The 25,429-nt window shown below is 33.7% G+C and carries 26 protein-coding genes and 1 pseudogene; 7 read left to right on the plus strand and 20 right to left on the minus strand.

Annotated elements, in window-relative coordinates; all coding sequences use genetic code 11:
* Positions 1 to 190: 190 nt before the first annotated feature.
* Together ACQH2P_RS08840 and ACQH2P_RS08845 are read left to right on the plus strand one after the other, a co-directional pair.
* A complete protein-coding gene (locus ACQH2P_RS08840) occupies positions 191 to 337 on the plus strand; it encodes a hypothetical protein (RefSeq protein ID WP_425362823.1) in 147 nt (48 codons plus the stop codon).
* Between the two features lie 11 nt (positions 338 to 348).
* Positions 349 to 1,179, plus strand: a complete 831-nt coding sequence (locus ACQH2P_RS08845) for an ISAs1 family transposase (RefSeq protein ID WP_425364149.1) — start codon at positions 349 to 351, stop codon at positions 1,177 to 1,179.
* On the opposite strand, the gene ACQH2P_RS08850 is transcribed toward ACQH2P_RS08845, so the two are convergent.
* Positions 1,160 to 1,291 carry a hypothetical protein gene (locus tag ACQH2P_RS08850; protein WP_425362822.1) on the minus strand — a complete coding sequence of 44 codons (132 nt, stop codon included), beginning with the start codon at positions 1,289 to 1,291 and terminating at the stop codon, positions 1,160 to 1,162. The two genes, ACQH2P_RS08845 and ACQH2P_RS08850, sit on opposite strands and share 20 nt — an antisense overlap.
* Positions 1,292 to 1,299: 8 nt before the next feature.
* On the opposite strand from ACQH2P_RS08850, the gene ACQH2P_RS08855 reads away from it, so the two are divergent.
* The 3 genes and pseudogenes from ACQH2P_RS08855 (at position 1,300) to ACQH2P_RS08865 (ending at position 3,648) form a co-directional block, all read left to right on the plus strand.
* Positions 1,300 to 1,515, plus strand: coding sequence for a hypothetical protein (locus ACQH2P_RS08855; protein WP_425362675.1), 216 nt, complete (start codon positions 1,300 to 1,302; stop codon positions 1,513 to 1,515).
* 228 nt (positions 1,516 to 1,743) lie between these two features.
* Positions 1,744 to 2,280 (plus strand): annotated as a pseudogene (locus ACQH2P_RS08860) (Rpn family recombination-promoting nuclease/putative transposase); the annotation flags it as partial.
* Between the two features lie 624 nt (positions 2,281 to 2,904).
* Entirely contained in the window at positions 2,905 to 3,648 is a 744-nt protein-coding gene (locus ACQH2P_RS08865) for a reverse transcriptase N-terminal domain-containing protein (RefSeq protein ID WP_425363842.1), read from the plus strand.
* 77 nt (positions 3,649 to 3,725) lie between these two features.
* Here ACQH2P_RS08865 and ACQH2P_RS08870 read toward each other — a convergent pair whose 3' ends face one another.
* Genes ACQH2P_RS08870 through ACQH2P_RS08895 form a run of 6 tightly spaced genes read right to left on the minus strand, consistent with a single transcriptional unit; the run spans position 3,726 to position 8,884 of the window.
* Positions 3,726 to 4,739, minus strand: coding sequence for a site-specific integrase (locus ACQH2P_RS08870; RefSeq protein ID WP_425363843.1), 1,014 nt, complete (start codon positions 4,737 to 4,739; stop codon positions 3,726 to 3,728).
* Entirely contained in the window at positions 4,726 to 4,935 is a 210-nt protein-coding gene (locus ACQH2P_RS08875; protein ID WP_425363844.1) for a hypothetical protein, read from the minus strand. Before ACQH2P_RS08875 ends, ACQH2P_RS08870 begins: the two co-directional genes overlap by 14 nt.
* Positions 4,935 to 6,158 carry an IS256 family transposase gene (locus ACQH2P_RS08880; protein ID WP_425362497.1) on the minus strand — a complete coding sequence of 408 codons (1,224 nt, stop codon included), beginning with the start codon at positions 6,156 to 6,158 and terminating at the stop codon, positions 4,935 to 4,937. The genes ACQH2P_RS08875 and ACQH2P_RS08880 overlap by 1 nt, the downstream gene beginning before the upstream one ends.
* 16 nt (positions 6,159 to 6,174) lie before the next feature.
* A complete protein-coding gene (locus tag ACQH2P_RS08885) occupies positions 6,175 to 7,059 on the minus strand; it encodes a tyrosine-type recombinase/integrase (RefSeq protein ID WP_425363845.1) in 885 nt (294 codons plus the stop codon).
* Positions 7,052 to 8,287, minus strand: a complete 1,236-nt coding sequence (locus ACQH2P_RS08890; RefSeq protein ID WP_425363126.1) for a site-specific integrase — start codon at positions 8,285 to 8,287, stop codon at positions 7,052 to 7,054. The genes ACQH2P_RS08885 and ACQH2P_RS08890 overlap by 8 nt, the downstream gene beginning before the upstream one ends.
* Before the next feature lie 48 nt (positions 8,288 to 8,335).
* Positions 8,336 to 8,884, minus strand: coding sequence for a reverse transcriptase domain-containing protein (locus tag ACQH2P_RS08895; protein ID WP_425364150.1), 549 nt, complete (start codon positions 8,882 to 8,884; stop codon positions 8,336 to 8,338).
* Here ACQH2P_RS08895 and ACQH2P_RS08900 point away from each other — a divergent pair.
* Positions 8,857 to 9,102: a hypothetical protein gene (locus tag ACQH2P_RS08900; RefSeq protein WP_425363846.1), complete on the plus strand. Its 246-nt coding sequence runs from the start codon at positions 8,857 to 8,859 to the stop codon at positions 9,100 to 9,102. The two genes, ACQH2P_RS08895 and ACQH2P_RS08900, sit on opposite strands and share 28 nt — an antisense overlap.
* 169 nt (positions 9,103 to 9,271) lie before the next feature.
* Here ACQH2P_RS08900 and hemW read toward each other — a convergent pair whose 3' ends face one another.
* The 3 genes from hemW to ACQH2P_RS08915 form a co-directional block, all read right to left on the minus strand.
* Complete coding sequence (gene hemW, locus ACQH2P_RS08905; protein ID WP_425363847.1) at positions 9,272 to 10,453, minus strand: radical SAM family heme chaperone HemW; 1,182 nt, start codon at positions 10,451 to 10,453, stop codon at positions 9,272 to 9,274.
* Between the two features lie 30 nt (positions 10,454 to 10,483).
* Positions 10,484 to 10,717, minus strand: coding sequence for a hypothetical protein (locus ACQH2P_RS08910; RefSeq protein ID WP_425363848.1), 234 nt, complete (start codon positions 10,715 to 10,717; stop codon positions 10,484 to 10,486).
* Positions 10,718 to 11,252: 535 nt separating this feature from the next.
* Positions 11,253 to 12,188: an Rpn family recombination-promoting nuclease/putative transposase gene (locus ACQH2P_RS08915; RefSeq protein ID WP_425363849.1), complete on the minus strand. Its 936-nt coding sequence runs from the start codon at positions 12,186 to 12,188 to the stop codon at positions 11,253 to 11,255.
* 507 nt (positions 12,189 to 12,695) lie between these two features.
* Here ACQH2P_RS08915 and ACQH2P_RS08920 point away from each other — a divergent pair.
* Positions 12,696 to 13,579, plus strand: a protein-coding gene (locus ACQH2P_RS08920; RefSeq protein WP_425363003.1) for an IS630 family transposase whose coding sequence is annotated in 2 segments (ribosomal slippage) — positions 12,696 to 13,016 and positions 13,019 to 13,579 — 882 coding nt in all. Because the reading frame shifts where the segments join, the coding sequence is not laid out codon by codon here.
* A gap of 71 nt (positions 13,580 to 13,650) precedes the next feature.
* On the opposite strand, the gene ACQH2P_RS08925 is transcribed toward ACQH2P_RS08920, so the two are convergent.
* The 10 genes from ACQH2P_RS08925 to ACQH2P_RS08970 all read right to left on the minus strand — a co-directional run bounded on the left by ACQH2P_RS08925 (position 13,651) and on the right by ACQH2P_RS08970 (position 25,265).
* Entirely contained in the window at positions 13,651 to 15,141 is a 1,491-nt protein-coding gene (locus ACQH2P_RS08925; RefSeq protein WP_425363850.1) for a replicative DNA helicase, read from the minus strand.
* 161 nt (positions 15,142 to 15,302) lie between these two features.
* Positions 15,303 to 16,235 carry a thioredoxin-disulfide reductase gene (gene trxB, locus ACQH2P_RS08930; RefSeq protein ID WP_425363851.1) on the minus strand — a complete coding sequence of 311 codons (933 nt, stop codon included), beginning with the start codon at positions 16,233 to 16,235 and terminating at the stop codon, positions 15,303 to 15,305.
* Between the two features lie 14 nt (positions 16,236 to 16,249).
* Complete coding sequence (locus tag ACQH2P_RS08935; RefSeq protein ID WP_425363852.1) at positions 16,250 to 17,122, minus strand: alpha/beta fold hydrolase; 873 nt, start codon at positions 17,120 to 17,122, stop codon at positions 16,250 to 16,252.
* A gap of 263 nt (positions 17,123 to 17,385) precedes the next feature.
* The gene (locus ACQH2P_RS08940) at positions 17,386 to 18,315 is read right to left on the minus strand and encodes an AEC family transporter (RefSeq protein WP_425363853.1); all 930 of its coding nucleotides are present in this window, start codon (positions 18,313 to 18,315) and stop codon (positions 17,386 to 17,388) included.
* Positions 18,316 to 18,409: 94 nt separating this feature from the next.
* A complete protein-coding gene (locus ACQH2P_RS08945; protein WP_425362497.1) occupies positions 18,410 to 19,633 on the minus strand; it encodes an IS256 family transposase in 1,224 nt (407 codons plus the stop codon).
* 117 nt (positions 19,634 to 19,750) lie between these two features.
* Complete coding sequence (locus ACQH2P_RS08950) at positions 19,751 to 20,611, minus strand: ribonuclease D (protein WP_425364151.1); 861 nt, start codon at positions 20,609 to 20,611, stop codon at positions 19,751 to 19,753.
* A 117-nt stretch (positions 20,612 to 20,728) separates the two neighbouring features.
* Complete coding sequence (locus ACQH2P_RS08955) at positions 20,729 to 21,133, minus strand: HI0074 family nucleotidyltransferase substrate-binding subunit (protein WP_425363854.1); 405 nt, start codon at positions 21,131 to 21,133, stop codon at positions 20,729 to 20,731.
* Positions 21,120 to 21,407 (minus strand): nucleotidyltransferase domain-containing protein, encoded by a 288-nt coding sequence (locus tag ACQH2P_RS08960; RefSeq protein WP_425363855.1) that lies wholly within the window; start codon positions 21,405 to 21,407, stop codon positions 21,120 to 21,122. Before ACQH2P_RS08960 ends, ACQH2P_RS08955 begins: the two co-directional genes overlap by 14 nt.
* A gap of 2 nt (positions 21,408 to 21,409) precedes the next feature.
* Entirely contained in the window at positions 21,410 to 23,260 is a 1,851-nt protein-coding gene (locus ACQH2P_RS08965; RefSeq protein WP_425364152.1) for a sensor histidine kinase NtrY-like, read from the minus strand.
* Positions 23,261 to 23,267: 7 nt separating this feature from the next.
* Positions 23,268 to 25,265 (minus strand): acetyl-CoA carboxylase biotin carboxylase subunit, encoded by a 1,998-nt coding sequence (locus ACQH2P_RS08970; RefSeq protein WP_425363856.1) that lies wholly within the window; start codon positions 25,263 to 25,265, stop codon positions 23,268 to 23,270.
* Between the last annotated feature and the right edge of the window lie 164 nt (positions 25,266 to 25,429).

Below are 25,429 nucleotides of genomic sequence, written 5' to 3' on the forward strand. Positions count from 1 at the left end.
TATCCACGGCGGTCTCATGAACAGAAGGTAAAGAAATGTTAATAATAAAGTTTTTGCAAATAGTGGAGTAATATCGTAAGAATCTCTTAATAAAATAATTATTATTTGGAGATAGTGATGTTAAGAGAGAGAGAATTCGTCAAGAACTTTGCAGAACATTTTTGCGATATAGTTATGCCCATAGGATTAGGTGATAAAGAACATAACGATTGTAAGTTGTCATTCCCGCGAAGGCGGGAATCTAGATGCCTGCTTTCGCAAGGTTAACACAAAGTTTGTATCACCTAATTCAATAGGTTTCACTATATTGAAGATCATAGACAAGAAAGTAAGATAGCATATCCCTTAATAGAGTTAGTGTTTTTAGCAATAGTAGCGGTTGCCGCACGGGCGGAGAGTTGGGAGGAGATTGAAGAATTTGGCAAGGCACATATTGATACTTTGAGAGAATATTTTCCGTTTGAAAATGGTACGCCTAGTGATTGTACAATTAGACGTTTTTTTACTAGTCTTGATTCTAGTCAATTAAATAAGGTGTTAGTAAAATATTTTACTAACAATTTAAGTGAAAAACATTATGCAATAGATGGTAAAACGCTGAGAGGAACAAAACATGAGGGTATCAGAGCATTACATTTTTTAAATGTATATGCAGCTGAATCAGGTATAACTTTATTCGGCAAAGTTATTGATAGTAAAAAGAATGAGATTACATCTATTCCAGAAGCAATAGAGTGTTTGGATATCAAAGGAGCAATAGTTAGTATTGATGCAATGGGGTGTCAAAAAAATATAGCTAAGCAAATTGTAGAGAAAGAGGGTGAATATATTTTGGGTTTAAAGATGAATCACCCTGGATTGTACAACGAGGTTGAAAAAGCTTTTCAGACAGAGGTTTTTGAGTTTTTAGGAACGGATATTGCAGGAACATATGAAAAGGGACATGGCAGAATTGAGGAAAGAAAATGTCGCATAATTCGTGATATTAAGAAAATAACTAATGATGATCAATGGGCTAGTTTGAGTTCTGTTATTGAGATCAAAAGAAAAGTAGTTGAAAAAAATAAAGTGTCAGAATCAGTAAATTATTATATCAGTAGTTCCAACAATTCTGCTGAAGTAATGTTAAAGAATATAAGGTCCCATTGGGGAGTTGAATCTATGCATTGGATACTATAGTGAAACCTATTGAATTAGGTGATACAAACTTTGTGTCATACCTGCGAAAGCAGGTATCTAGATTCCCGCCTTCGCGGGAATGACAACTTACAATCGTTATGTTCTTTATCACCTAATCCTATGAGCATAACTATAGACGTGGTATTTAACGAGGATGCAAGTAGCATAAGACAAGGCAATGCTCCTGCGAATATGGCAATTATCAGAAGATTTGTATTAAATATTTTAAATAAAATAAAGACTAAAAGGGAGACTAGACCCAAAATGATGCTTACTATGGGTTGGTCACCAAAGAACTTAAAACGTTTTACTAATGCTTTAATAGAAATTAACTAATTGTTCATGAGGCCGCCGTGGTAGTACAGATATTTGATATGCAAGGTAAATTTTGTAATAAAGCAAAAATAATCAAGGATTAAATCTGTTTTACATATGGGCTTAAGATCATTAAAAATGATAGTATAGATAATAATATTTTGTAGCAAAGCATATATTATATTGCCTGTTAAAAGTTTTTATGTCAAAACATATTTATTAAGGAGTTCCCTAAAATAGGTGGGTAAAATGACTGAACGTTTAAAACATGACCAAATTTTCCGCAAAGCAATGGAGAATCCACTAGTAGCACATGAATTCTTAAACGCCCATTTGCCTAAACATATTAAAGCTCTTATAGATTTCCCTAGTTTAAAATTTGAAAATACCAGTTTTATAGAGCAAAATCTAAGAGATTCTATCTCTGATGTGTTATTTTCTGCTAAGTTTGATAGTAAGGATGGATATTTATTTCTCCTGATTGAGCACCAAAGTTCAGCTGATCACTTCATGGCATACAGGATGTTTAAATACCTAATTAATATCTGTGATAGATATTTAATTTTAAACCCCAAGACAAAGACTCTGCCGTTAGTCTACCCGCTAATATTTTATAACGGGACGGAAAAATATAATGTTCCAAGGAACTTGTGGGATTTGTTTGAAGATAGTAAGCTAGCAAGGAGTAGCTGGATCAATGACTACCAATTAGTCAATGTTCACGAGATACCAGATGAGCAGTTGAAACAAAGGGCGTGGTCAGGGATACTTGAATTTTTTTTAAAGGTGCGACCTGGAAAGTCGATTAAAGTAATTGATTGATAGAATAAAGCGAAAGTTTAATTCTACTTAATCCTGCTGTTCTTCCGGCAGAGTCTATCGGGTCTGGCTTCCTTGGTAACGAGGGGGTTAGAAGCACCCGAGACAATGTACCTCCTGGTTCAATCGGTATACGAGTCGTGAGATAGTATATAACTGCTAGTATCAAAGCGGTTGGAGGGCTAGGCTATGATGGTAAGGTGAACATACGTGAATTGCTGATAAAGATCGTTAGGAATAAGAGGCGGAAGATACTAATACGCCTCAACCAAAAAGGTAAATGGGTGGATAATGGATTCTTCAGTGCCATTACGAAGACAACAACCCCATCGGTCGAGAGGCAACACCTAACCCATTAATGTTACTTAATCTGGAACAGGGTAAGCCCCTTTACTTCACCAAGAAATTGGTAGGTTAACCGTAAGGAAGATTGATAAGTAAGGGGGTAAACGATTCTGGAGAAAGCAAAGGCTGTTATGTAATGTAACAGATAGGAGAAAATTCTCCACGCGAAAGCGGGCAGACTTCCAGTTGGTCTTTGATGACAAGAAAATGAGTAAACAATTCGAATATGAGGAAAGCAAATAGATTGTGAGTAATATTACTGGTGCACCCATAGACAATAGAATATCTAGTTGGTCTCAAATACAATGGGAACAACATGAGGTGATTGTTAGAAGATTACAAATGCGTATTGTCAAGGCTGAACAAAGTAAGAAATGGAACAAGGTGAAAGCCTTGTCTCGTATTCTTACAAGCTCTTTTGCTGCGAAAACACTAAGCATCAAACGAGTAGCTGAAATTAATAAAGGTAAAAACACTGTAGGCGTAGATGGAATTAAACTTGATTCCCCTACTGCTAAATGGCAGATGATTGCAAAATTGAAGAAGAAGGGATACAAACCAGAACCTCTAAGAAGAGTTATGATTAAGAAAGCAAATGGAAAATTAAGACCGCTAGGCATTCCAACAATGCGGGACAGATGTCAGCAAGCACTATATTCGCTGCCTCTACTTCCCATAGCTGAATGCAAGGCAGATCCGAATTCCTATGGCTTTCGTCCAGGAAGATCTACAAAGGATGCTATCGAACAATGCTGGATAGCATTGCGAATGAAAATTTCGGCAAATTATGTTCTAGAAGGTGATATAAAAAGTTGTTTCGATGAGATAAGCCATGATTGGATAATGGAAAATATTCCTATAGATAAATCCATTTTACAGAAATGGTTGAAAGCTGGATATATCGAAAGGAATAAATTCTATCCAACAAATAAAGGTACACCTCAAGGTTCATTATGCAAAGCTTTGCATAAAGCTCCTTATGCGAAGTAAAGTATTATGCAAAGTAAAGCTCTACAATCTGCTATACTCCAGACTTTTTTATTTATTTACTTTGCATAATATCCAAGCTACCTTAATTCTGACAACCAAGAAAGCAAAGCTTGATCCTTACTCCAATCCGGAAGATTACTTTCAATCAAATCGGGATAAGCATTTTCTATTGCCTTTCTTTTTACCTCAGTATCTACCCTAGCATAAATTTCTGTGGTTTTTAAATCAACATGACCAAGGAAATCACGGATATATATGAGGTTGACTCCTGCCTGTAATAAATGCATAGCCTTTGAATGACGAAACATATGTACTTTTACTTTAAAAGGTATAATTGTTGACGTTTTCCTTGCGGATATGGCATATTTAGAAACAATGTAAGCAATGCCTTCTTTAGTAAGTTTATGATGCTGATTATTGATAAATAATTGGTGTTCATTTTTCCAAGGTTTATCTAGTTTATTTTCTAGGATATAATTTTGTAATAAAGAAGCCGTATTTTTCATTATTGGAACTCTTCTAGCTTTATTTCCTTTACCAGTTAAGGTAATGATAGCAGAGGATTGCAAATTAACATCACAAACCCTAATATCTATTAACTCTTGTACTCGTGCCCCTGAGTCATACAAAGTACTCATTAGGGTAAGGTCACGTCTGCCCCTAGCACTATGTTTATCTGGTTGTTCTAGAAGTAGTTTAATTGCTTCCGGTGTCAGATGTTCTATTACAGCTTTTTTTGCTTTCTTAATAGGTATAGCTGTTACTTTCTGAAAGTGAAACATACCAGATGGTTCTTCTGCTTGTACATATCTAAAAAATGAATGGACGGCTGCAAGTCTTTGGTTTCTAGTGGAGATACTACATTTTCTATTAACCTCAATCCATTCCAAAAAATCAATAATAAGCTCGCTTGAAAGAGTATTGAGTGTAATTTGTTCAACTGAGATATTTTTTCTCTCCTGGCAGAAGTTAATTAAAAGCTTGAAGGTATCACGATAAGAATGGATAGTATTTTTGCTAACATTCTTTTGTGATGGTAAATAAGCTGAAAGAAACTCAGTAAGGTATTTTGCAAAATTAGTAGGTGTCATTATAATCTCCTTTTTCTAATTGAGGAATGATATTTAAGTATTTGCTTTCTATTTTTAGCATCATATTGGGAAACACATCTGCAGTCATACGTAAGTAATAAGCCGTTTCTTGGAACGAATCGTGACCCATATAGGTTTTAAGTACAGGAAAATATGCTCTGTCCAGAAAAGTGTGTAAATTTCCAAAATAGGTCATTAAATTTTGTTAAGCCTATCTTCAAATTTGATCATCAAATGAGCCATAGCTTCATTCCAGTTGGGAATAGGCATAGTCCATTTTTTGGTCATATAGTCAATTGTCAAATATAAGCTTTTAAAAACAGCACTATCACTAGGGAAAACACGCTTATTATTTGTTACTTTACGCAATTGACTATTAACAGATTCAACTGAATTAGTGGTATAAATTACCTTTCTAATTGCCTCTGGATATCCTAGAAAAATCATTAAATTATCCCAATGATTATACCATGATTTGGCAATTTGTGGATATTGTTTATTCCATTTTTCTTCAAAATATACTAAAGCTAAATGTGCTTGTTCTTCCGTTGCTGCAGTATATATCGGCTTTAAATCGCTAGCCACCTGCTTCCTATCTTTATATGATACGTATTTTAAACTATTTCTAATCTGATGTACAATACATAATTGATGTTCTGTTTTTGGATAAACTGCTTCTATCGCCTCAGACATACCAGTAAGATTATCACTACAGGCAATCAGTATATCCTTTAATCCTCTATTTTTCATTTCAGTAAAATTACCAAGCCAAAATTTTGCCCCTTCATTTTCACTGATCCATAATCCCAATATATCTTTTCTACCAGATAAATCAATCCCTAATGCAACATATATTGCCTTGTTAATTATCCTTTTGTCTTGCCTAACTTTTACTACTAAACAATCAAAAAATACTATCGGATATATCTCTTCTAACGGTCTACTCTGCCAAGCTTTTACATCATCCATTACATCATCGGTGATCTGACTGATTAAACTCTCACTTATTTCAACACTATACAACTCTTGTAATTGAACCTTAATATCAGATACACTCATACCTTTAGCATATAATGATAAGACTTTATCATCAAAACCATCAAAACGTTTTTGTCTTTTCGGTAGTATTGCTGGTTCAAAGGTACTACGCCTATCTCTTGGTACTTCTATCTCAACCGCTCCATGTTCGGAGATCAGTTTTTTGCTAGTTATACCATTACGAGCATTATCATTATCTACACGACTGTATTTATCATAGCCTAGATGATTATTCAATTCTGACTGCAATGCCTTCTCTATCAAGCGTTTGGTCAATTCTTTTAATAATCCTCCTTCTTTCAGTATTGTGCTTACATCTGTATCATTATCTATTAATAAATCTACTGCTTGCTTTATTGATTCATTTGTTTTTTTATTCATGTAATTTCCTTTTTTGTTATATTTTTATATATAACCTATCTCGAAATTTACACACTTTTCTGGACAGAGCCGGAAAATATGCAGTTAGATCTTTTTCTTCCTCAACCCATCTTTTTAAACAATGAACAGCATAAGTATGACGAAAGTCATGGATACGTGGACCATTCCCTTTGCCACCATGTGAGATGCTAGCTCGCCATAGGAACTTACGGAAATTTTTATAAAGATTCCCTATTGTCATTGGTCTGCCCCCAAGAGCAGGAAAAAAATAATTCTCTGCAACCTGGTATGGATGTACTTCTTTCGAAAAATCTCGGCAACGTTCTGTAAGTGTATTAGACATAGGAACCAATCTACTATTATCTTTTTTAGAATGATCAATGGTAAGGATACCATCTTCAAGATTAACATCACTAACTTTAAGAAGTCTTGCTTCTGATAGCCTTAGTCCGCACATATAAATCATCCTAAAAATTATGGGCATAATGTGATGCCGATATGGACATTCACAGCAATATTTACATTTATCAGTTTCTGCAAAAAATCTTGCTAACTCTGATGTAGTATAAATATAGGGCATATATTGTTTTTCTGTTGGATAATAGCCTTTTGGAAGGATGTAAGCTTCTAATCCGATAGAATCCAGATATTTAGCAAATTGTCGGATGATAGATGAGCGAGAACATTGATTAGCTTGTGCTTCGTAACTTTTTTTACAACACCAGTCACGTACAATTTCTTTGGTAAGAACAGTAGCGTTAGGATAATGGTCTAGTACGAATCTATCGAAGCGTTTTAAATGCTTAGCTTCAGCGTCATATTTGTATCCTATAGCTTGTTTTAGTTCTATATGATCTTGAATATGACTCTTAAAAGAACCTGTGTAAAAAATATCATTCATGGTTGCTAACCTCTTCAAATGAAATGGCACATTCTTTCAGCTTTGCTATATTAACCTTCAAATAAATGGCTGTTGAATCTGGATCAGCATGACCTAAAATTTCTGAAATAGTAGAAAGAGGAGTATCTTGCTCAAGTAAAGTACTTGCCATAGTATGCCTAAGAGAATGCATTCCCCTTCTTTTCTTGAGAGTAGGAAGATGTGCTAGCTCCACGTACCTTTTAATGATTTGGGTTAAATGATCTCCTTCTGAAAAAGGCAAAAAGGGGGCTAAATGTCTTACGAACACATATGAATTATCTATATTAGGACGACCATATTTAAGGTAATCAATTACAGCCCATCCTACTTCTTGTGTTAATGGTAAAGATAATGACGTTTTTGTCTTTGATTGAATAAAAACTAATTTCTTTTCTGACCAATTGAAGTTTTCCATTTTAAGAGACTTAATATCTGTGCAACGCATCCCTAAACAGCATGCCAATAAGATTATAGCATAATCTCTCTTGCCCTTAGGACTACCTCTATCAATTGCTATAATTAATTTTTTTAATTCATCTGCAGTCCATACTGAAGGAATCCGAGTTTGTTTTCTTGCTTGTACCATTGGTGTTTTTGCAGCAAAATCAGTTTGCACTTCTCCTGTTTCTAAAAGAAAGCGGAAGAAAGCTCGCATAGAGCAGATATTTTGTTCCACAGTTTTATATGTATATCCAGCCAAGGTTTTGATATAATTATTGATCAGCGTAATGTTGAGTGATTGGCAATTTGCTATGTTTTGTGAAACAAGATAATCCATGAATCGTGCAGATTGCGTAACATAGTGATTGGTTGTAACCTTTGAATAACCTTTACTTACACAATATGATTTAAATTGATCGCTGATAGCGATAAAATATGGTGCAGTAAGAATTTCTTCATGCTTATAGTATCGGCGTAAAATAGTATTATGCAATTGAAAATCACCTATCATTCGTATAATACGCAATTCCTGGGTTTCAGATTGAGAAAGGGTTCGATTAAAATCTTTCTCAAAGATACGAAAATGCTTTTCAACAAAATCTATTCCTAAACGTTCTGAATAGAAAATTTCACCGCATTCCTGAGCAAATTGCAGTAACATTCTCCATCGTCTACGGTAGAATTGCATAGAGCCAGGGGTATAGTTAAGCCGCAGCATTTCCTGTTCAAGATCATTGATTAGAACAGTTAATAATTTCTTTTCCATAATTATGTCTCCTAGAATGATAATTACGTAGTGAGTTGCACTACACTATCAATCTAGGACATTATGCAAAGTAAAATGCAATAAAATTATTATTGGTACTTGGATTTGATAGGTTGCTTTGCATAAAGCTCCTGCAATTACCCCTTCTTCCTGGATAGTTAACTCTCCATCAGATAATACTCCCGACTTAAACATACGGATTAAATACCTAATTAGCCTCATATCCTGGACTTTCTCCTGTAATATTTCGATCAATATCTTCCTGTCCACTGTACCAAAAAAGTTTGCTAAGTCTAAGTCTATTATGCTCTCAACCTCCTTTTCATAAAGATGTTTTGAAAGCTCTCTTACTGCATCATGACATCCAATTCCTGCCCTGAAACCGTAGGAACATTTAAGGAATAATGGCTCATAGATGTTCTCAAGTACTTTCTTCATCATCTTTTGGCAGAGCTTATCTTCGAAATTGCTAATCCCTAAAGTCCTATATTTACCCGGGCTTCCTTCCTTTGGTATCTTTACCTCTAGTATATTCCCTGGTTTATATATAGTTATGCCTATAGGATTAGGTGATAAAGAACATAACGATTGTAAGATGTCATTCCCGCGAAGGCGGGAATCTAGATACCTGCTTTCGCAAGGTTAACACAAAGTTTGTATCACCTAATTCAATAGGTTTCACTATAATAGACCAGGGAAGTTTAAAAGTCGCAACTAATGATATAAGAATCTGTTTTGAGAAATGCATAAACGTCATTGCGAGGAGCCGCTTCGCTACGACACGGCAATCCAAAAAATTGCAACGGCAAAAATAAAACAGCAAGCTGTTTATTTGGATCGCCACGCCACTTCGTGGCTCGCGATGACGGTTATTCGTTTCTAAAATCTAGTATTTTATATCATTAGTTGCGACTTTTAAACTGCCCTGCTAATAGACGGAGTAATGCTAATCGGATTAGCTATAGTAAGAAATACAAAAGAATTCTATTTAAATAACCTTGGTACTATATAACTGTGTAACATTAGACCTTTATCTGCAAGATTAATGTAACCTTTTTCACCTAATTCCTCATCCCACTGAAGTAGACCTAGCTTTTTATAGTATGTTGCCTTTTGTCTATCCAAAATATCAAATAATTGTTTACCAGTTCTTTTCTGTATAATGTCAATATTTAGACCCTTTTCAAGACGTAGCCCCATCATTAACATTTCTTCAATTATTTCTTGCGTAGAAAGTTTATTAATATGCTGAACACCACACCCCAGACTATTAACAGTTTGCAACCATTTTTCTGGTTTATGCCACATCATGATACTATAGAGATGAGATGTAGAATTACTATCGTACATATTAACTCTACTGTGAGCACCAGGACCTATACCTAAATAATTATTATATTGCCAATATGTCAAATTATGCTTACATTCATGACCTAATATAGCATAATTTGATATTTCATATCTAAGATATCCTTGGGATTTTAAGTACAAGTTAGTCCATTCATACTGATCAGCTGCTTGATCTGAGCTTGGTATAGTCAGATTCCCATCGTTAAATAATTTATAAAATAACGTACCTTTCTCGATGACTAATTGATACAATGAGATATGACCTGAGGCAAGTTCCATGGCATTAGTCAATTCATCTTGCCAACTTTCTAGAGTTTGGTTACTTCTTGCATAAATTAGGTCAAAAGATATTCTAGGAAAAATACGACGAGCTGTTTCAATAGTCTTGATTGCTTGCCCCACATCATGTTGTCTCCCTAAATTCTTTAAGTCATTTTCTACTAGAGATTGGACGCCAATTGACACACGATTTATTCCAGCTGATCTAAAATCCCTAAATTTCTCAGTCTCAAATGAAGTAGGATTTGTTTCCAAAGTAATTTCTGTTTGCTCATCTATTGTTGCTAGATTTGCTATTTTTTTAATTATTCCTTCAACAACAAATGGCTTCATCAAAGATGGAGTACCACCGCCAAAGAAAATAGATTTTATATATTTATGACCTATAGTATCTCTGAAATGATTTAGCTCCAGCTCATAACATTTCAGCCAATCATCATGGTCTACTTTATCTGAAACATGAGAGTTAAAATCACAATACGGACATTTTGATAAACAGAATGGCCAGTGTATATATATCGATAATGGTTGTTTCATGCTCAGGATTATAGTAGTTTAATATAAAATTTATACATAATCCTGCAACGCTAAATCCGTCACAACACCTTGCAAAATGGCTGCATATTGTTGTTCAATTAAATTTTCAACATTACTCTCTTGTTCTATTATATCTTTTATTTTTTCAAGAAAGTCTTTATTAGTAAATTCTTTGAGTTTATTATTAAACTCTTGGATAGTTGCCTTCTGTTGTTCATTAGCTTTATTTTCCAATTTTACTTTAGTATTTGCTAAATCTACCATAGCTTTTTGAGCTAACTGTTCTTTTGCTTTTGCTAATAGTGCCTTAGCTTGTTCTTCTTGTAATCGTTTAAATGCATCTAACTCAGATTGTTTTCTTGCCGGCTATATCTGAAGAATCAACTTGTATAGTAGAACTTGGAGCATCATTAGCTTTACTCGATTCTACTCTTTGTGCAAACTCTTGATCGTATTCTGCTTGTTTGGTGCTGTAATTTAACCCAGATATGTATACAAGATAAAAATTTTAATGCTACTTATTTCTTTTTGCCGAGTAACTCACTTTCAGTAATGGGAGTGAGTTCTCTCAGAAACGTACCCCTACTTAAAAATCAATGGCATTCGGTTAAGCTTATAACATATCATAGTACCACACACTTATTGTTCAAGTTGAAAAGCATGCATAATGTGTTTTCGTAGTAACTCATTAACAAAATCATTTCACTCTATTCAACAACCTGAAAAATGTTACCAACTTTCCTCTGATGCACCAAAGTTATTACTAGATATCTTGAAGAAGTTAATATTATTGTAATAATTATACCATTAACTCTTCTATTTCTTTTTTAGATAAACCAGTAGACGCAGAAATTATGTCAACTGATACCCCAACTTTAAACAAGTTTCTAGCTACAGCCGCTCTTTCTTCAGCTTTACCTTCAGCTTTACCTTCAGCTTTACCAATTTGGATTCCGTACTGCGTACCCTCTTCTATATATTTTTGTGCAACAGTTCTCATAATGTTCCCTTTTTCTTCTTCAGATAAATACTTAGCTAGCAGTTGTTCTAATTCTGATTGCCTGTCTTCAGGTAGCTTGGTATCAGTATACCATAAAAACGATCTTAAGTAAATATAGCCATTCTCTTTATCAACTAATATCTCTAACTTAAACTTTTCTAAAAACTGCTCCCATAATTTTATCATATCCCGCATATGGATATACTTCATCACATATTCCATCATCCCCAAATGTTTCTTCTGTACTATCTCCTCATCCGACATACTCTGTAAGTTCACCAATTGATAATCCTCGGTCATCAGCTTTTTAGCTTGCTCAGGTTCAGTGAACAAATCCCACAAGTTTTTTGGAACATTATATTCTTCTACGCCGTTATACATGATAATCGGACAAATTAATGGTAACTTATCCTCATTTTTTTTATGCCTTTCACATAATAGTAATGCGTATTTATAGAGTCTTAGTGCCATCCAATAATCAGCCGTTGATTGATGATCCAACAGCACATAGATGAAAGCCGTCTCATCATTTTTAGTTTTTACCGAATAAACTATATCACTATATTTTCGCCTTAGACTCTCTTCAATATAGCTTTCCTTCTCTACTTTGATCTTTGACAAATCTATCTTTTCCTGAAAATCATTCGGTAGATAATATTCTAAGAACTCTTGGGCGGCTATTTCATTGCCCATTATTTTTTTAAATAACTGATCATGTTTTGGTTTTTTTGTCATCTTATTACTGGTACATTCATATTTTGCTTAAACCTATTGGCTGCTCTTCTTTTAGTATTTTATATACTGATGCCCGACTGATACCCATTTTATTGGCTAGAGCTGTGCCTATTATACCTTGAGCTTTATGATATAGTTATGCTCATAGGATTAGGTGATAAAGAACATAACGATTGTAAGTTGTCATTCCCGCGAAGGCGGGAATCTAGATACCTGCTTTCGCAGGTATGACACAAAGTTTGTATCACCTAATTCAATAGGTTTCACTATATAATATCTCAGGGCTTTTTGTCCACTATTTTAGATCCCTGCTTTCGCAGGGATGACAAGCTTGGTACTGTGATTAGGTTATAAAAACTTTGTAAATCCATAAGGTTTTTGACAAAATAGGTAAAAATCTTATGGATTTTGATGTGATTTTTAACCGCAAATATGTATTATAGCACTTAACATATGGATTCAAATAAGTTATAATGATAAATAATAAAAAAATTTTATAATAGCAATATGGCATCCCCCTACAGTTACGATTTACGTTCTAGAGTTATAGAACATTATGAGAAATATAAGAAAGTAGCACTTACATGCGAAACCTTTAAAATTAGTCGGTCAATAATCTATGATTGGATTAGATTAAAGAAACAAACTGGAGATATAAAGTCAAAGGAGGGATACCAGAAAGGATATGGTCATAAAATCCCTGATTTATCGGAGTTGCGTCATTTAGTAGAAAAAGGTAACTCGTTAACGCTTACAGAAATAGCAAAAGAATTAGATAATGTTGCAAGTATAATGACTATCAGCCGAGCTTTAAAGAAACTCAACATTACTCGAAAAAAAAGACATATGCGTATAAAGAAAGAGATGAAGGAAAGCGACAAGATTTTCTCAGTGAATTAGAAAAAGTGCCGAAAGAGAAACGTGTTTATCTTGATGAAGCGGGCATAAATGATAATGAATCATATGAATATGGATGGTCAATGAAAGGAAGTCGTTGTAATGGGAGTAAATCGGGAAAACGTAGTGAAAGAACAAGTTTTATTGGTGCGTTAAATCAGAATAGTTTAATCGCATCACTAGTCTTTACTGGGAGCTGTGATAGTAAGGTATTTGAAGCTTATATAGAAAATTGCCTTGTGCCGGAGCTAAAGCCTGGACAGGTTGTCATTGCTGATAATGCAAGCTTTCATAAATCCAAAAGGGCTAAAGAATTAATTGAAAAAGCTGGCTGCAAACTAAAATTTTTACCACCTTATTCCCCTGATTTAAATCCTATTGAACATCATTGGTTTCCGATAAAAAATAACATTAGAAAATTATTAGATAAAGGTATTTCTGTATTTGAGGCAAGTTGTAGAACGTTTAAAATAATGTATGAACCTATATGTTAAGTGCTATACCTCTCATACTTACAGCCTTTTTGACGGAGCAACCAGCTAATTTTGTTTAAAACAACTTTTTATTAAACACTTTGATAGTTTCTCTGTAAATTACCAAATTTTGAATATTGATTATCATAATGAAGCTGAACATTGCCAACGGGACCATTACGATGTTTCGCTACTATAATATCTGCAACATTATATACTTGATTTATCTTATTTACCCACTCTGAGTGTTTTTCGCTACCCGCCGAAGGTTCTTTACGGGTTAAGTAGTATTCTTCTCGATAGATAAACATTACTATATCAGAATCTTGTTCAATAGACCCAGATTCCCGTAAGTCTGATAACATCGGCTTTTTGTCTTCTCTAAGTTCAACAGCTCTAGATAATTGTGATAAAGCAATTACTGGGATATTTAATTCTTTGGCTATAGCTTTTAATCCTTGAGTAATTTCTGAAATTTCATTTACCCTATTATCTGACTTGTTTATTCCTCTAATTAACTGAAGATAATCTATAAATAATATACCAAGATTATGCTTACGCTTCATTTTTCTAGCCCTAGTACGAATGGCAGCAATGGATAAAGCTGGTGTATCATCAATAAAAAATGGTAGCTCAGAAAGAGAGATAACTTCTTTGCGTAATCGATTGTAATTCTCTTCCGTCACATGACCTGACTGAAGGGACGATGAATCAATTTCAGTATGCATTGAAAGAATACGAGTAGCAAGCTGCTCAGATGACATTTCAAGAGAGAAGAAACCTACTGATTGTCTTTCTTTTTCTTGTCCATTATTTTTCAGTTGTATAGCTTTACAACTATTCACTGCAAGATTTATAGCAAAAGCTGTTTTTCCCATTGATGGGCGTCCAGCAATTATAACTAAGTCTGAGTTCTGAAAACCGGATAATTTTTTATCCAAATCAATTAAGCCGGTAGAAATACCTATTACATGACTGGAATTCTTCATCGCCCTGTTAATACTGGCTAGAGACTCTGAAAGAGACACAGCAACTTTAACAAAGCTTTTTTCATTAACTCCTTCACTAGCAAGGTGATAAAGCTTACCTTCTGCGTGTTCTATTTGTTGACTTGAATCATACTCTAAAGAAGAATCATAAGCATTATTAACTACCCCTTCCCCTATCTGAATTAAATTACGCCTTATTGCTAAATCATAGATTATTTTTCCATAATCTAGAGGATTAATTACCATCATTGACAAGGTGACCAGCTTATTGAGATAGTCACTACCATCTAATTGCTGAAATAATTCATCTCGTTCTAACATGCTTCTAAGCGTTACTGGAGTAGCAATTAAGCCTTTTTCTGTAATAACTTCAATAGCATTATAGATCTTTTGATGCAGTGGCTCAAAAAAATGGTTTGGTCTCAGGAATTCTGAAACAGTATTGTAGTAATCATGGTTAACTAAAATCGCTCCTATTAACATTTGCTCAGCCTGAACGTTTGCCGGTAAAGTTCGGGCAACAGGCATAACTACACCTGATTCATTTGAGCCAGTTAATTTATCTGTTTTATCAATCGCTTTACTACGAGCCATAATTTTTTATACTCTTAGATTTAGGTCTGTGAATATTTCTCTTTAATGTGGAGATTTATAGACGTTTTTGCCCACAGAACCGCAGCGTACTCTAGTGTACGTGAGGATTCGAGAACGAAAACAACGACGAGATCACCCATTAAAGAGAAATATTCACAGACCTAATGGTTTAAAAACTTCTCTGCTTCTAAAGCTGCCATACATCCAGTACCAGCAGCAGTAACTGCTTGTCTAAAAATCTTATCTTGCACATCTCCAGCGGCAAAAACACCTCTAATACTGGTTTCCGTTGAATTAGGTTTAGTAATAATATAATTATCACTATCTATATCTAATTGTCCTTTGAACAAACTAGTATTTGGCATATGTCCAATCGCTACGAATATACCAGTACAATTAATTGAACTAAACTCACCTGTTTGGGTATTTTCTAGCCTAGCTGAAGTAACTGATTTAGGGTTATCTGTACCAATAACTTCAATCAGCTTATGATTCCAAATAACAGATATTTTAGGATTCTTAAATAATCTCTCTTGTAAAATTTTCTCAGCTCTAAAACTATCCCGACGATGAACAATAGTCACCTGACTTGCATGATTAGTCAAATATAATGCCTCTTCAACAGCACTATTTCCTCCACCCATAACTAATACATGCTGATTCTTGAAAAAGAAACCATCACAAGTAGCACAGGCTGAGACCCCATATCCTTTGAATTGTGTTTCGGAAGGAATATTAAGCCATTTTGCTTCTGCCCCGGTACATATTATAACGCTGTCCGCCCAGTAAATTATACCAGAACCAGTGGTCACCACTAAGGGTTTTTTTGATAAATCTACTTTTTCTACATAATCATAAATAATTTCTGCTCCAACATTTTTTGCCTGCTGAGTCATCTGCTCCATTAGCCAAGGACCTTGCACAGGATCAGCAAAACCTGGATAATTTTCAACATCTGTCGTAATGGTTAGCTGCCCACCTGGCTGCATACCATGTAATAATATCGGTTTTAGTGCCGCCCTAGCTGTATAGATTGCTGCACTTAAACCAGCAGGGCCTGAGCCTATAATAAGTACTTTAGTAGAAATAGTCATAATTAATATCCTTGTCAAAAAGTATCTAGCCAAGATTTTATATAGTTAATTTGATCATTGGTCATTAATGAAGGTACATGACCAGCATAATCGACAGTGAAAAGATCAAACTCTTTGTTTCTTTTCATTTTTTCAATAGTAGATTGTTGTAAAATGTCAGACTTAGCTCCATGAATAACCAATAATTTACAAATAATTTTATTCCATATAGCCCACATATCAACATTTTTTTGCTTACTTGCATTAGCACTCATACCGTGTACTATACCAGGATCATAATTCATTTTATATTTTCCGTCTTGAGTCTTTATAAAACTATATTTGGTAAGATGATCCCAATCTTCCTCACTACTAATACCAAATTGGCTATATATTAGCTTTAAATGTTGCTTGGCACTAGCTAAATCAACAAAATATGAAGTTTGACCTGCATATAGACCAATTTTAACTAGAGGGGATGACGGAATAAAAGGACCTATATCATTTATAATCATTGCTTTGATAAGTTTGTTATATCTACTAGCTAGAACCATACCAATTATCCCACCCATTGAACTACCAAGCCAAATACAGTTCTTAATAGCTAACTTCCTTAAAAAAAGTACTGTATCTTTTATATATACTGGATAATTATAATGTTCTTTCTTTTTAAAAAAATCACTATTTCCACGTCCTGGATAATCTATAGCAATTACTCGAAAATTATCACTTAATGCCATAGCGATTTTATCAAAATCATGAGCATTCCTAGTCAGACCATGGGCACATACTATTACATTTTTATTATTAGGATTACCAAACTCAAGATAAGCAAGCTGATGGGCTGGGATATATTGTGAGCCGAACCAATTAATATAAGGTCCAACTTGGATAAATTTTTGTATCATATTTTCATATCATTGGTGCTATAGCTAACTTGACTAGCATTATACCAAATTCACAGACGTCATTGCAAGGAGCTACTTTAGTAGCGACGGAGCAATTGTAAGTCGTCATTCCCGCGTAATTATGTCATTCCCGCGTGGCGGGAATCTATAATATCCCTGCTTTCGCAGGGATGACAGAAAACAAGATTGCTTAGTTGGCTTACACCTCCTCGCAATGACAAAAGTTTACTATGGCTAAATGCTAATCGGGTTAGCTATAATAATTAATTCAAATCGCTTAAGAATATACTTACCATAACTGGTATATATATTACACTAAAAATTAGGGAAAGAAATACTGTAGTAGCAACTTTTTCTGGATAGAATTTTTGTAAACTAGCTATAACAATTACATTTGCTGCCATAGGAGCAGTTGCAAGAAGTCTGAAAGCATTGTAATAATTTTCATCATACCATCCTAAAACAAATCTATCTAAAAGGATAAATATGTTAATTCCTATTGGATAAAATAGGAATTTTGCTAGAAAAGTGGCAAGAGTGAACTTTATGTCTATTTCAAACTTTTGCAAGGCTGAAAGAGCTAAACCAACCATAACCATACCAAGTATAGAAAATGCCCCTCGCATATTATATATAAAATCATCCAGAAAGTCAGGTAAAGTAAAACCAGTGAAACTAAATAAACAACCAAGTAAAAAAGCATTTAAAATTGGTAACTTCACAACTTTCAAGATACTTTCACTACTATTGGCAAAACTCCTAGCACAAATATAAAAACCTACTGAGGATTCAAAAATATTTACACCTATGACTGCCATCATATAGATACTTAAAACATAATCATCAAAGAGAGCAGCGGCTATTGGCAGCATAAAATAACCACCATTAGCGGTACCTGCAGATAATGCTATAATGTTTCGTGTATGATCAAGCCAATATCGTCCAAAAAAATAGTAGGAAAATATTGATAACGAGCTGGCAATGAAAAAAACAACTACAGTAACGCTTAAAGCTGATAAAGTTAAAGTAGTACTGGCGGGAATAGCAAAAAAAACAATAGGAGAGATAAAATAGAATAACAACGAAGCTATACTATCTCTCTCAACTTTAGAGTATCTTCCTGCTAGGAAACCAATTACTACGCTCAGTAATACAGAAATGGTTTTAAAAAAAACTACACTAAACATTGCCATGCAATAAAGCCAGAAGATATAAGATTTCTGTTTTAGTCAACCTTTGAGAAAATGGCTCTGTCCAGAAAAGTGTGTAAATTTCCAAAATAGGTCATTAAATTTTGTTAAGCCTATCTTCAAATTTGATCATCAAATGAGCCATAGCTTCATTCCAGTTGGGAATAGGCATAGTCCATTTTTTGGTCATATAGTCAATTGTCAAATATAAACTTTTAAAAACAGCACTATCACTAGGGAAAACGCGCTTATTATTTGTTACTTTACGCAATTGACTATTAACAGATTCAACTGAATTAGTGGTATAAATTACCTTTCTAATTGCCTCTGGATATCCTAGAAAAATCATTAAATTATCCCAATGATTATACCATGATTTGGCAATTTGTGGATATTGTTTATTCCATTTTTCTTCAAAATATACTAAAGCTAAATGTGCTTGTTCTTCCGTTGCTGCAGTATATATCGGCTTTAAATCGCTAGCCACCTGCTTCCTATCTTTATATGATACGTATTTTAAACTATTTCTAATCTGATGTACAATACATAATTGATGTTCTGTTTTTGGATAAACTGCTTCTATCGCCTCAGACATACCAGTAAGATTATCACTACAGGCAATCAGTATATCCTTTAATCCTCTATTTTTCATTTCAGTAAAATTACCAAGCCAAAATTTTGCCCCTTCATTTTCACTGATCCATAATCCCAATATATCTTTTCTACCAGATAAATCAATCCCTAATGCAACATATATTGCCTTGTTAATTATCCTTTTGTCTTGCCTAACTTTTACTACTAAACAATCAAAAAATACTATCGGATATATCTCTTCTAACGGTCTACTCTGCCAAGCTTTTACATCATCCATTACATCATCGGTGATCTGACTGATTAAACTCTCACTTATTTCAACACTATACAACTCTTGTAATTGAACCTTAATATCAGATACACTCATACCTTTAGCATATAATGATAAGACTTTATCATCAAAACCATCAAAACGTTTTTGTCTTTTCGGTAGTATTGCTGGTTCAAAGGTACTACGCCTATCTCTTGGTACTTCTATCTCAACCGCTCCATGTTCGGAGATCAGTTTTTTGCTAGTTATACCATTACGAGCATTATCATTATCTACACGACTGTATTTATCATAGCCTAGATGATTATTCAATTCTGACTGCAATGCCTTCTCTATCAAGCGTTTGGTCAATTCTTTTAATAATCCTCCTTCTTTCAGTATTGTGCTTACATCTGTATCATTATCTATTAATAAATCTACTGCTTGCTTTATTGATTCATTTGTTTTTTTATTCATGTAATTTCCTTTTTTGTTATATTTTTATATATAACCTATCTCGAAATTTACACACTTTTCTGGACAGAGCCGAGAAAATAGCAATTTTATTTTACAACTAACATAAATAAAGTGCAATTATTCACCTAATTCTTGTATTGCAAGACACAGATCTGCTAATTGAGTTCTATATTTTTGCTTACTAAGATAGCGACCATTTAATTTAAGATTTTCAAAATCTTGGTTACTGGTAGGTAAATATTGACAAATCTTTACTAACTCTTCATCACTAATAAAATGTCTCCTTGGTAGATCTATGGTACTTGCTTGTTCTTCCCGATAAGCTGCCATAATTTTCATTTTATTAATAAAAAACTCTGAATGATTATGGAATTTGACTTTTTGCCAAGCCTTTTGGGCATTAACAATATAATTTTCAATATTAAGCAAAGATTTTATTTGCTCGTCATATTCATTTTGTAGATTATTATCCTGTATTATTGGTTGTAATATTTTGTAAATCGGTTCTAAATATTCAACATCTTTAATAGCATAATCTAACATATTAGCACTAATAGGACGCTTTAACCAATCAGACCTTTGATAAGTTTTATCAATATGAACAAAGCAAATTTTGCTACATATATCCGAATAACTTAAATGTTTACCAAAATCACAAATACCAGCGGCAATTTGTATGTCAAAAACATTTTTTGGCAATTTCTTAAATAAATGATAAAATATCTCAAAATCCTCTCTAGGGGCGTGAACTATTTTAAGAACCTTATCGTTCAAAAATATTTCGTTAAGAGGCGAAAGATCTAAATCGCACAAAGTGTCAATTATCACTTTGTGACTATTTGTCATAATTTGAATTATGCTAAGCTGAGCAAAATAGGTATTTTTACGCAAGAACTCAGTATCAATACTTATAGTTTTACAATTCAATAATTGTTGACATAATTCATTTAATATTTTCTGATTATTAATAATCAGTATTTTTGAAGTATTAGTAATTAAATTGCTCCTATCTAAGAATTTACCTATTCACGTAATTTGGTGTTGCTCCATACTTGTTCGTGGTTTATAATAGCTTAACAGTTTTATAGCACTTTGTCAAACGATGGAATCTCTAAGAAAATTCAGCCTATCAAATGTACTTCTTAATATGGGAATGTAGGATTTAATATTATTATAAATTTTATCTGCTAACTGCTCATCATAAGTGTGTGAAGTAACATTTCTATCTAGAAGCATTTTTAGCCATTCTTGTTCATGCTCAATCAGATGCCCTTTAAACGCCTCTCTTAAAACATCTTTAGGATACTGTACTGCTACTCCTTTGCTCTCAAGAATTACCCTTAATAATTTCCAAAATAGTTCTATTGTAAATTCAAATCTTTGAATGCTAGCATCTATGTTACTCCGATCTTCTTGCTGAGGCTTAAATGCAATATCTTCTAAAGAGATTAAAGCTCTACTTAACTTTGAGAACCCTAAGTCTATTTTAGTATCTTTCATATAATTTCACTCCTTCTCGTATTATAGATAATTTTAAGTTTGATGAATCATCTAATTCGTCAAGTCTTATACAATCTATCTTTAAAAGTGTGTCAGCATTATCAATAATCTCTTGCAATTTTAACCAATCATTGATGGTAGCATTAGGACATACTATAGCTAAATCAATATCTGCTCTATCCTGATTATCATTCCTTGCTCTAGAACCAAATAGCCAAATTTCTTCAACTACAACCTGTGATATTAAATCATTATAAAATTTATAATCTTGCACTTTCACTTGTTATCCATTTGAATACTCTGCTTCGAATTATTGATCTTTAATTTTAATTCATCAAGATTAAACGTTATGTTGATAATAGCCCCACCTTCTAGCCGGTTTGCTAACTCTAATGTTGCACAATGATCTTGTGCTATTTTTTTGATAATAGCTAACCCTAAACCAGTTCCCTTAGATCTAGTTGTTATATAAGCTTCTGTGGCTCTATCAATTAAATTTGCTTGGAAACCTACCCCATTGTCATCTACTGTAATAGTAACTTGATGATTAGATTTAGTTATAGAAACAGTAATAACACCTTGTTGCAATTTAGTAAGCCCTATAGATTCCTCGGCATTTTTTAATAAATTAACCATAATTTGATTAATTTGAGTTGTGTCACAGATAAAATCTATATGCGGATCATTTGTAAGAAACCTATATAATATTTTATCATTAATTAATTTTCGTGATTCAACCATATTTTTTATAAGAATTACTAAATCACAATCCATAAATACTGGAGCTGGTAATCTTGCAAAATTAACAAATTCAGAGACAATCTTCTTAATATCATCAGTGTGACGTACGATCATCTGTATATATTTATTAAACTCCGCTTTATCTTCAACTTGATTACTAAATTTCCTCAACAATCTTTCGGAGGCAAGGTGAATGGGTGTCAAAGGATTCTTAATCTCATGAGCTACTTTCCTTGCAACATCAGACCAAGCAAGTGCACGCTGAGCTATAACTAAATCTCTTTGTTGACGATCAATTTGTTTAATCATCCTATTAAAAGCTGAGGATAAAACGCTTATTTCATTTTTATTAATAACGTCTTCTGGCACCTGGATAGTTAAGTCGCCATCTTTAACTTTTTCAGCAGCAATCACTAATTTTCGAATAGGAGTTACTATTTTTATAGCAAAGATCATCCCCCAACTTATTGCAGCTAACAGTAGTAATAAAGCAATAAAAATAAATACTATAGAAAATTTGATCTGCATACTGGATATATGTTTTTTAAGACGATAATATTCTTCAGCTGCTCCATTAGTTTTATTAATATGATCGGTAATTTTAGCATCAATCAATCTACCTACCAACAAATATACATCATTCTGCTCCTTAAGTTTTATAAGCATTCGAATCTTTGTTGGATCAGATTTTATCTCAACAATCTCTCCTATTTCAGCTCTTTTCATTAAATGAGCTGGAATAGTAGCAAATGAAATTGCAAAACTTAGGAAGGTGTTAGCAATAACAGTATTAGTAGGTTTATGTAAAACTATAACTTCATCAAGAGAACGCATCTCAGCTTCAGAATTTAATGTTTCATTAAATAAAATGGGGTTATGTATTAAGTCATAATACATTTCACTTAAATCATAAGCGACAGATAACGCTGTTTCTCGCAATTGCAGTTTATGCTCATTGATATAAGATTCTGCTACTATTATCGATTGATCAAGCACCGCAGAAATCTTTTTATCAAACCAAGACTGAATGCCAAAATTAAAAAAATATGCTGAAAATACTGAAACAACAATAGTTGGGATTGTAGCAACCAAACTAAAGGCAATGATGATACGATTTTGCAATTTCGAGGACTTTTCCCCCTCTCCTTTATCAACAAAATCTCGTAGAAATTTACGAGCTAATAAAATACCTAAAAATAATAATATAGTAAGATCTACTAATATCAGCCCGATAACTCTACTTGGGTCTGGACCAAGAGACTTTGGCTCAATTGAAATCACATAATAAGTTGAGCAAGCCAATATGACGGCTACAATTATTAGAACAAATAGTAATTTACCACTATCACAATATTTTTTAAGATCTCGATAAAAGTGATGCAACATTTTCAACCTAAGCAAACTCTAGTAATACTTGACCACTAACCACCTGCTCCTTTTCATTAACTAGGATTTTAGCAATTTTTCCATTACGCTCAGCAACAAGTATATTTTCCATTTTCATAGCAGTTAAAACCATAATTTCTTGACCAACAATTATCTCACTACCTTCTTGAACCTTAATTGCAATGATTTGCCCTGCAAGAGGAGCTTGCATCTCTGTTTGCTCTTCTTGGATATTTTTGGTAATCATTAACGCTTCTAGTTCAGACGTTCTTGGAGAGCGGACATAAGCTTTCACAGTAATGCCTGAATGCGATAACATATAACCTGTTACGATATTTTCAATTTTTACATTGGCTTTTCTACCATTTACAATACAGGGAAAAAGCCTACTACCTAAAGTCCAATTACTGCGTATGTAGATTCTATCATTTTCTTGTCTTATGTTATAACCATAATCTACTGATTTAATTAACACTGAGAATAGCTTATCATCAATTGATACAACCCATCTAGTACCAATTTTATTAGTTTGATCGATTATTTGACCAGAAATTAACGATGCCCGTTTCTGCTCAGCCATATAAATAAAAATGGTTGTAGCAAGGAATATTTTAGTAATTTCAGATGTTAAGCTTGCCCCAGAAAAACCATCTGGATATTCCTCTTCTATAAACGCGGTATTTATATCACCTGCTATAAAACGAGGATGTGATATTACCGCTTCTAGAAAACTAATATTATGGGAAATACCTTGTATTATATAAGAGCTTAAAGCAGAACGCATAACTTCAATAGCTTGTTTTCTAGTTTCTCCATAAGTACAAAGTTTTGCAATCATTGAATCATAAAACATACTGACTTCCCCTCCAAGTCCGAAACCAGTATCCACACGGATATTAGCATTTTTTGGGGGTTCTGAATATTCAGTAATTCTACCACCAGACGGCAAAAATCCACGCATTGGATTTTCTGCACAAATTCTAGATTCAAATGCGTGACCCTTTAACTTTATATCTTCTTGGGAAAATGATAATTTCTCACCAGCAGCAATTTTTATCATCTCTTCTACTATATCAATACCAGTAATTAGCTCCGTCACTGGATGCTCAACTTGCAACCTAGTATTCATTTCAAGAAAATAAAAATTCTTATCTAAATCAACTATAAACTCAACTGTACCGGCAGAGTAATAACCTACTTTACTAGATAAAGCTACGGTCTCCTGATACATTTTTTGTCGTATTTCCTCAGTAATAAAGGAGCTTGGGGCTTCTTCGATCACTTTTTGATGATAGCGTTGAATTGAACATTCTCGCTCACCTAGACAAACACTATTACCATACTGATCAGCTAATAATTGTATTTCAATATGCCTTGGGGACTTAATTAATTTTTCAATGAATAATCTACCATCACTAAAATTATTTACTGCCTCAAGCTTAGCTGATTCAAAGGCATTAGCCATTTCTTCAGAGTTCCTCACCACTCTCATTCCGCGTCCACCGCCACCAGCTGTTGCCTTAACTATAACAGGGAAACCTATTCCCTCTGCAATTTCTATTGCCTGATTTATATTGCTGATAGTACCCATATAGCCAGGAACTGTGCTAACTCCTGCTTCCAAAGCGATTTTCTTTGCTTCAATTTTATCGCCCATTTTCTTAATGGCAGAAGCATTTGGACCTATTAAGGTCACTCCTTCCCTTTTTAGAATATTTGCGAAATTTGAATTTTCCGATAGAAACCCATATCCTGGATGTACCGCCCCAGCACCACTCGCTCTAATAGCATTTATAATATTTTTAATTGACAAATAACTTTCAGTGGCAGGAGAATTGCCGATATAATAAGCTTCATCAGCATATTGTACATGCATTGAATGGGTATCGGTTTCCGAATATACTGCAACTGATGTAATACCCATCTTTTTTAGTGTTCGCATTATTCTCAAAGCTATTTCACCACGATTGGCGATTAGAATTTTATCAAATAACGGTTTAGTCATAAAGTCTCGTACTTAAATATAATATTAGGCATTATACCAGATGTTCTGCCCCCCACTAATAGATAATTAAAAATAATTTCACTAATTTTTGTGTGTATCTTATTCACAGCTATGAGATACACACAGAATTAATAAGGTGTGTACCTAAGAACCACTTTAGTCAC

This window comes from Candidatus Tisiphia endosymbiont of Hybos culiciformis (genome assembly GCF_964030975.1).
Taxonomy (GTDB): Bacteria; Pseudomonadota; Alphaproteobacteria; order Rickettsiales; family Rickettsiaceae; genus Tisiphia.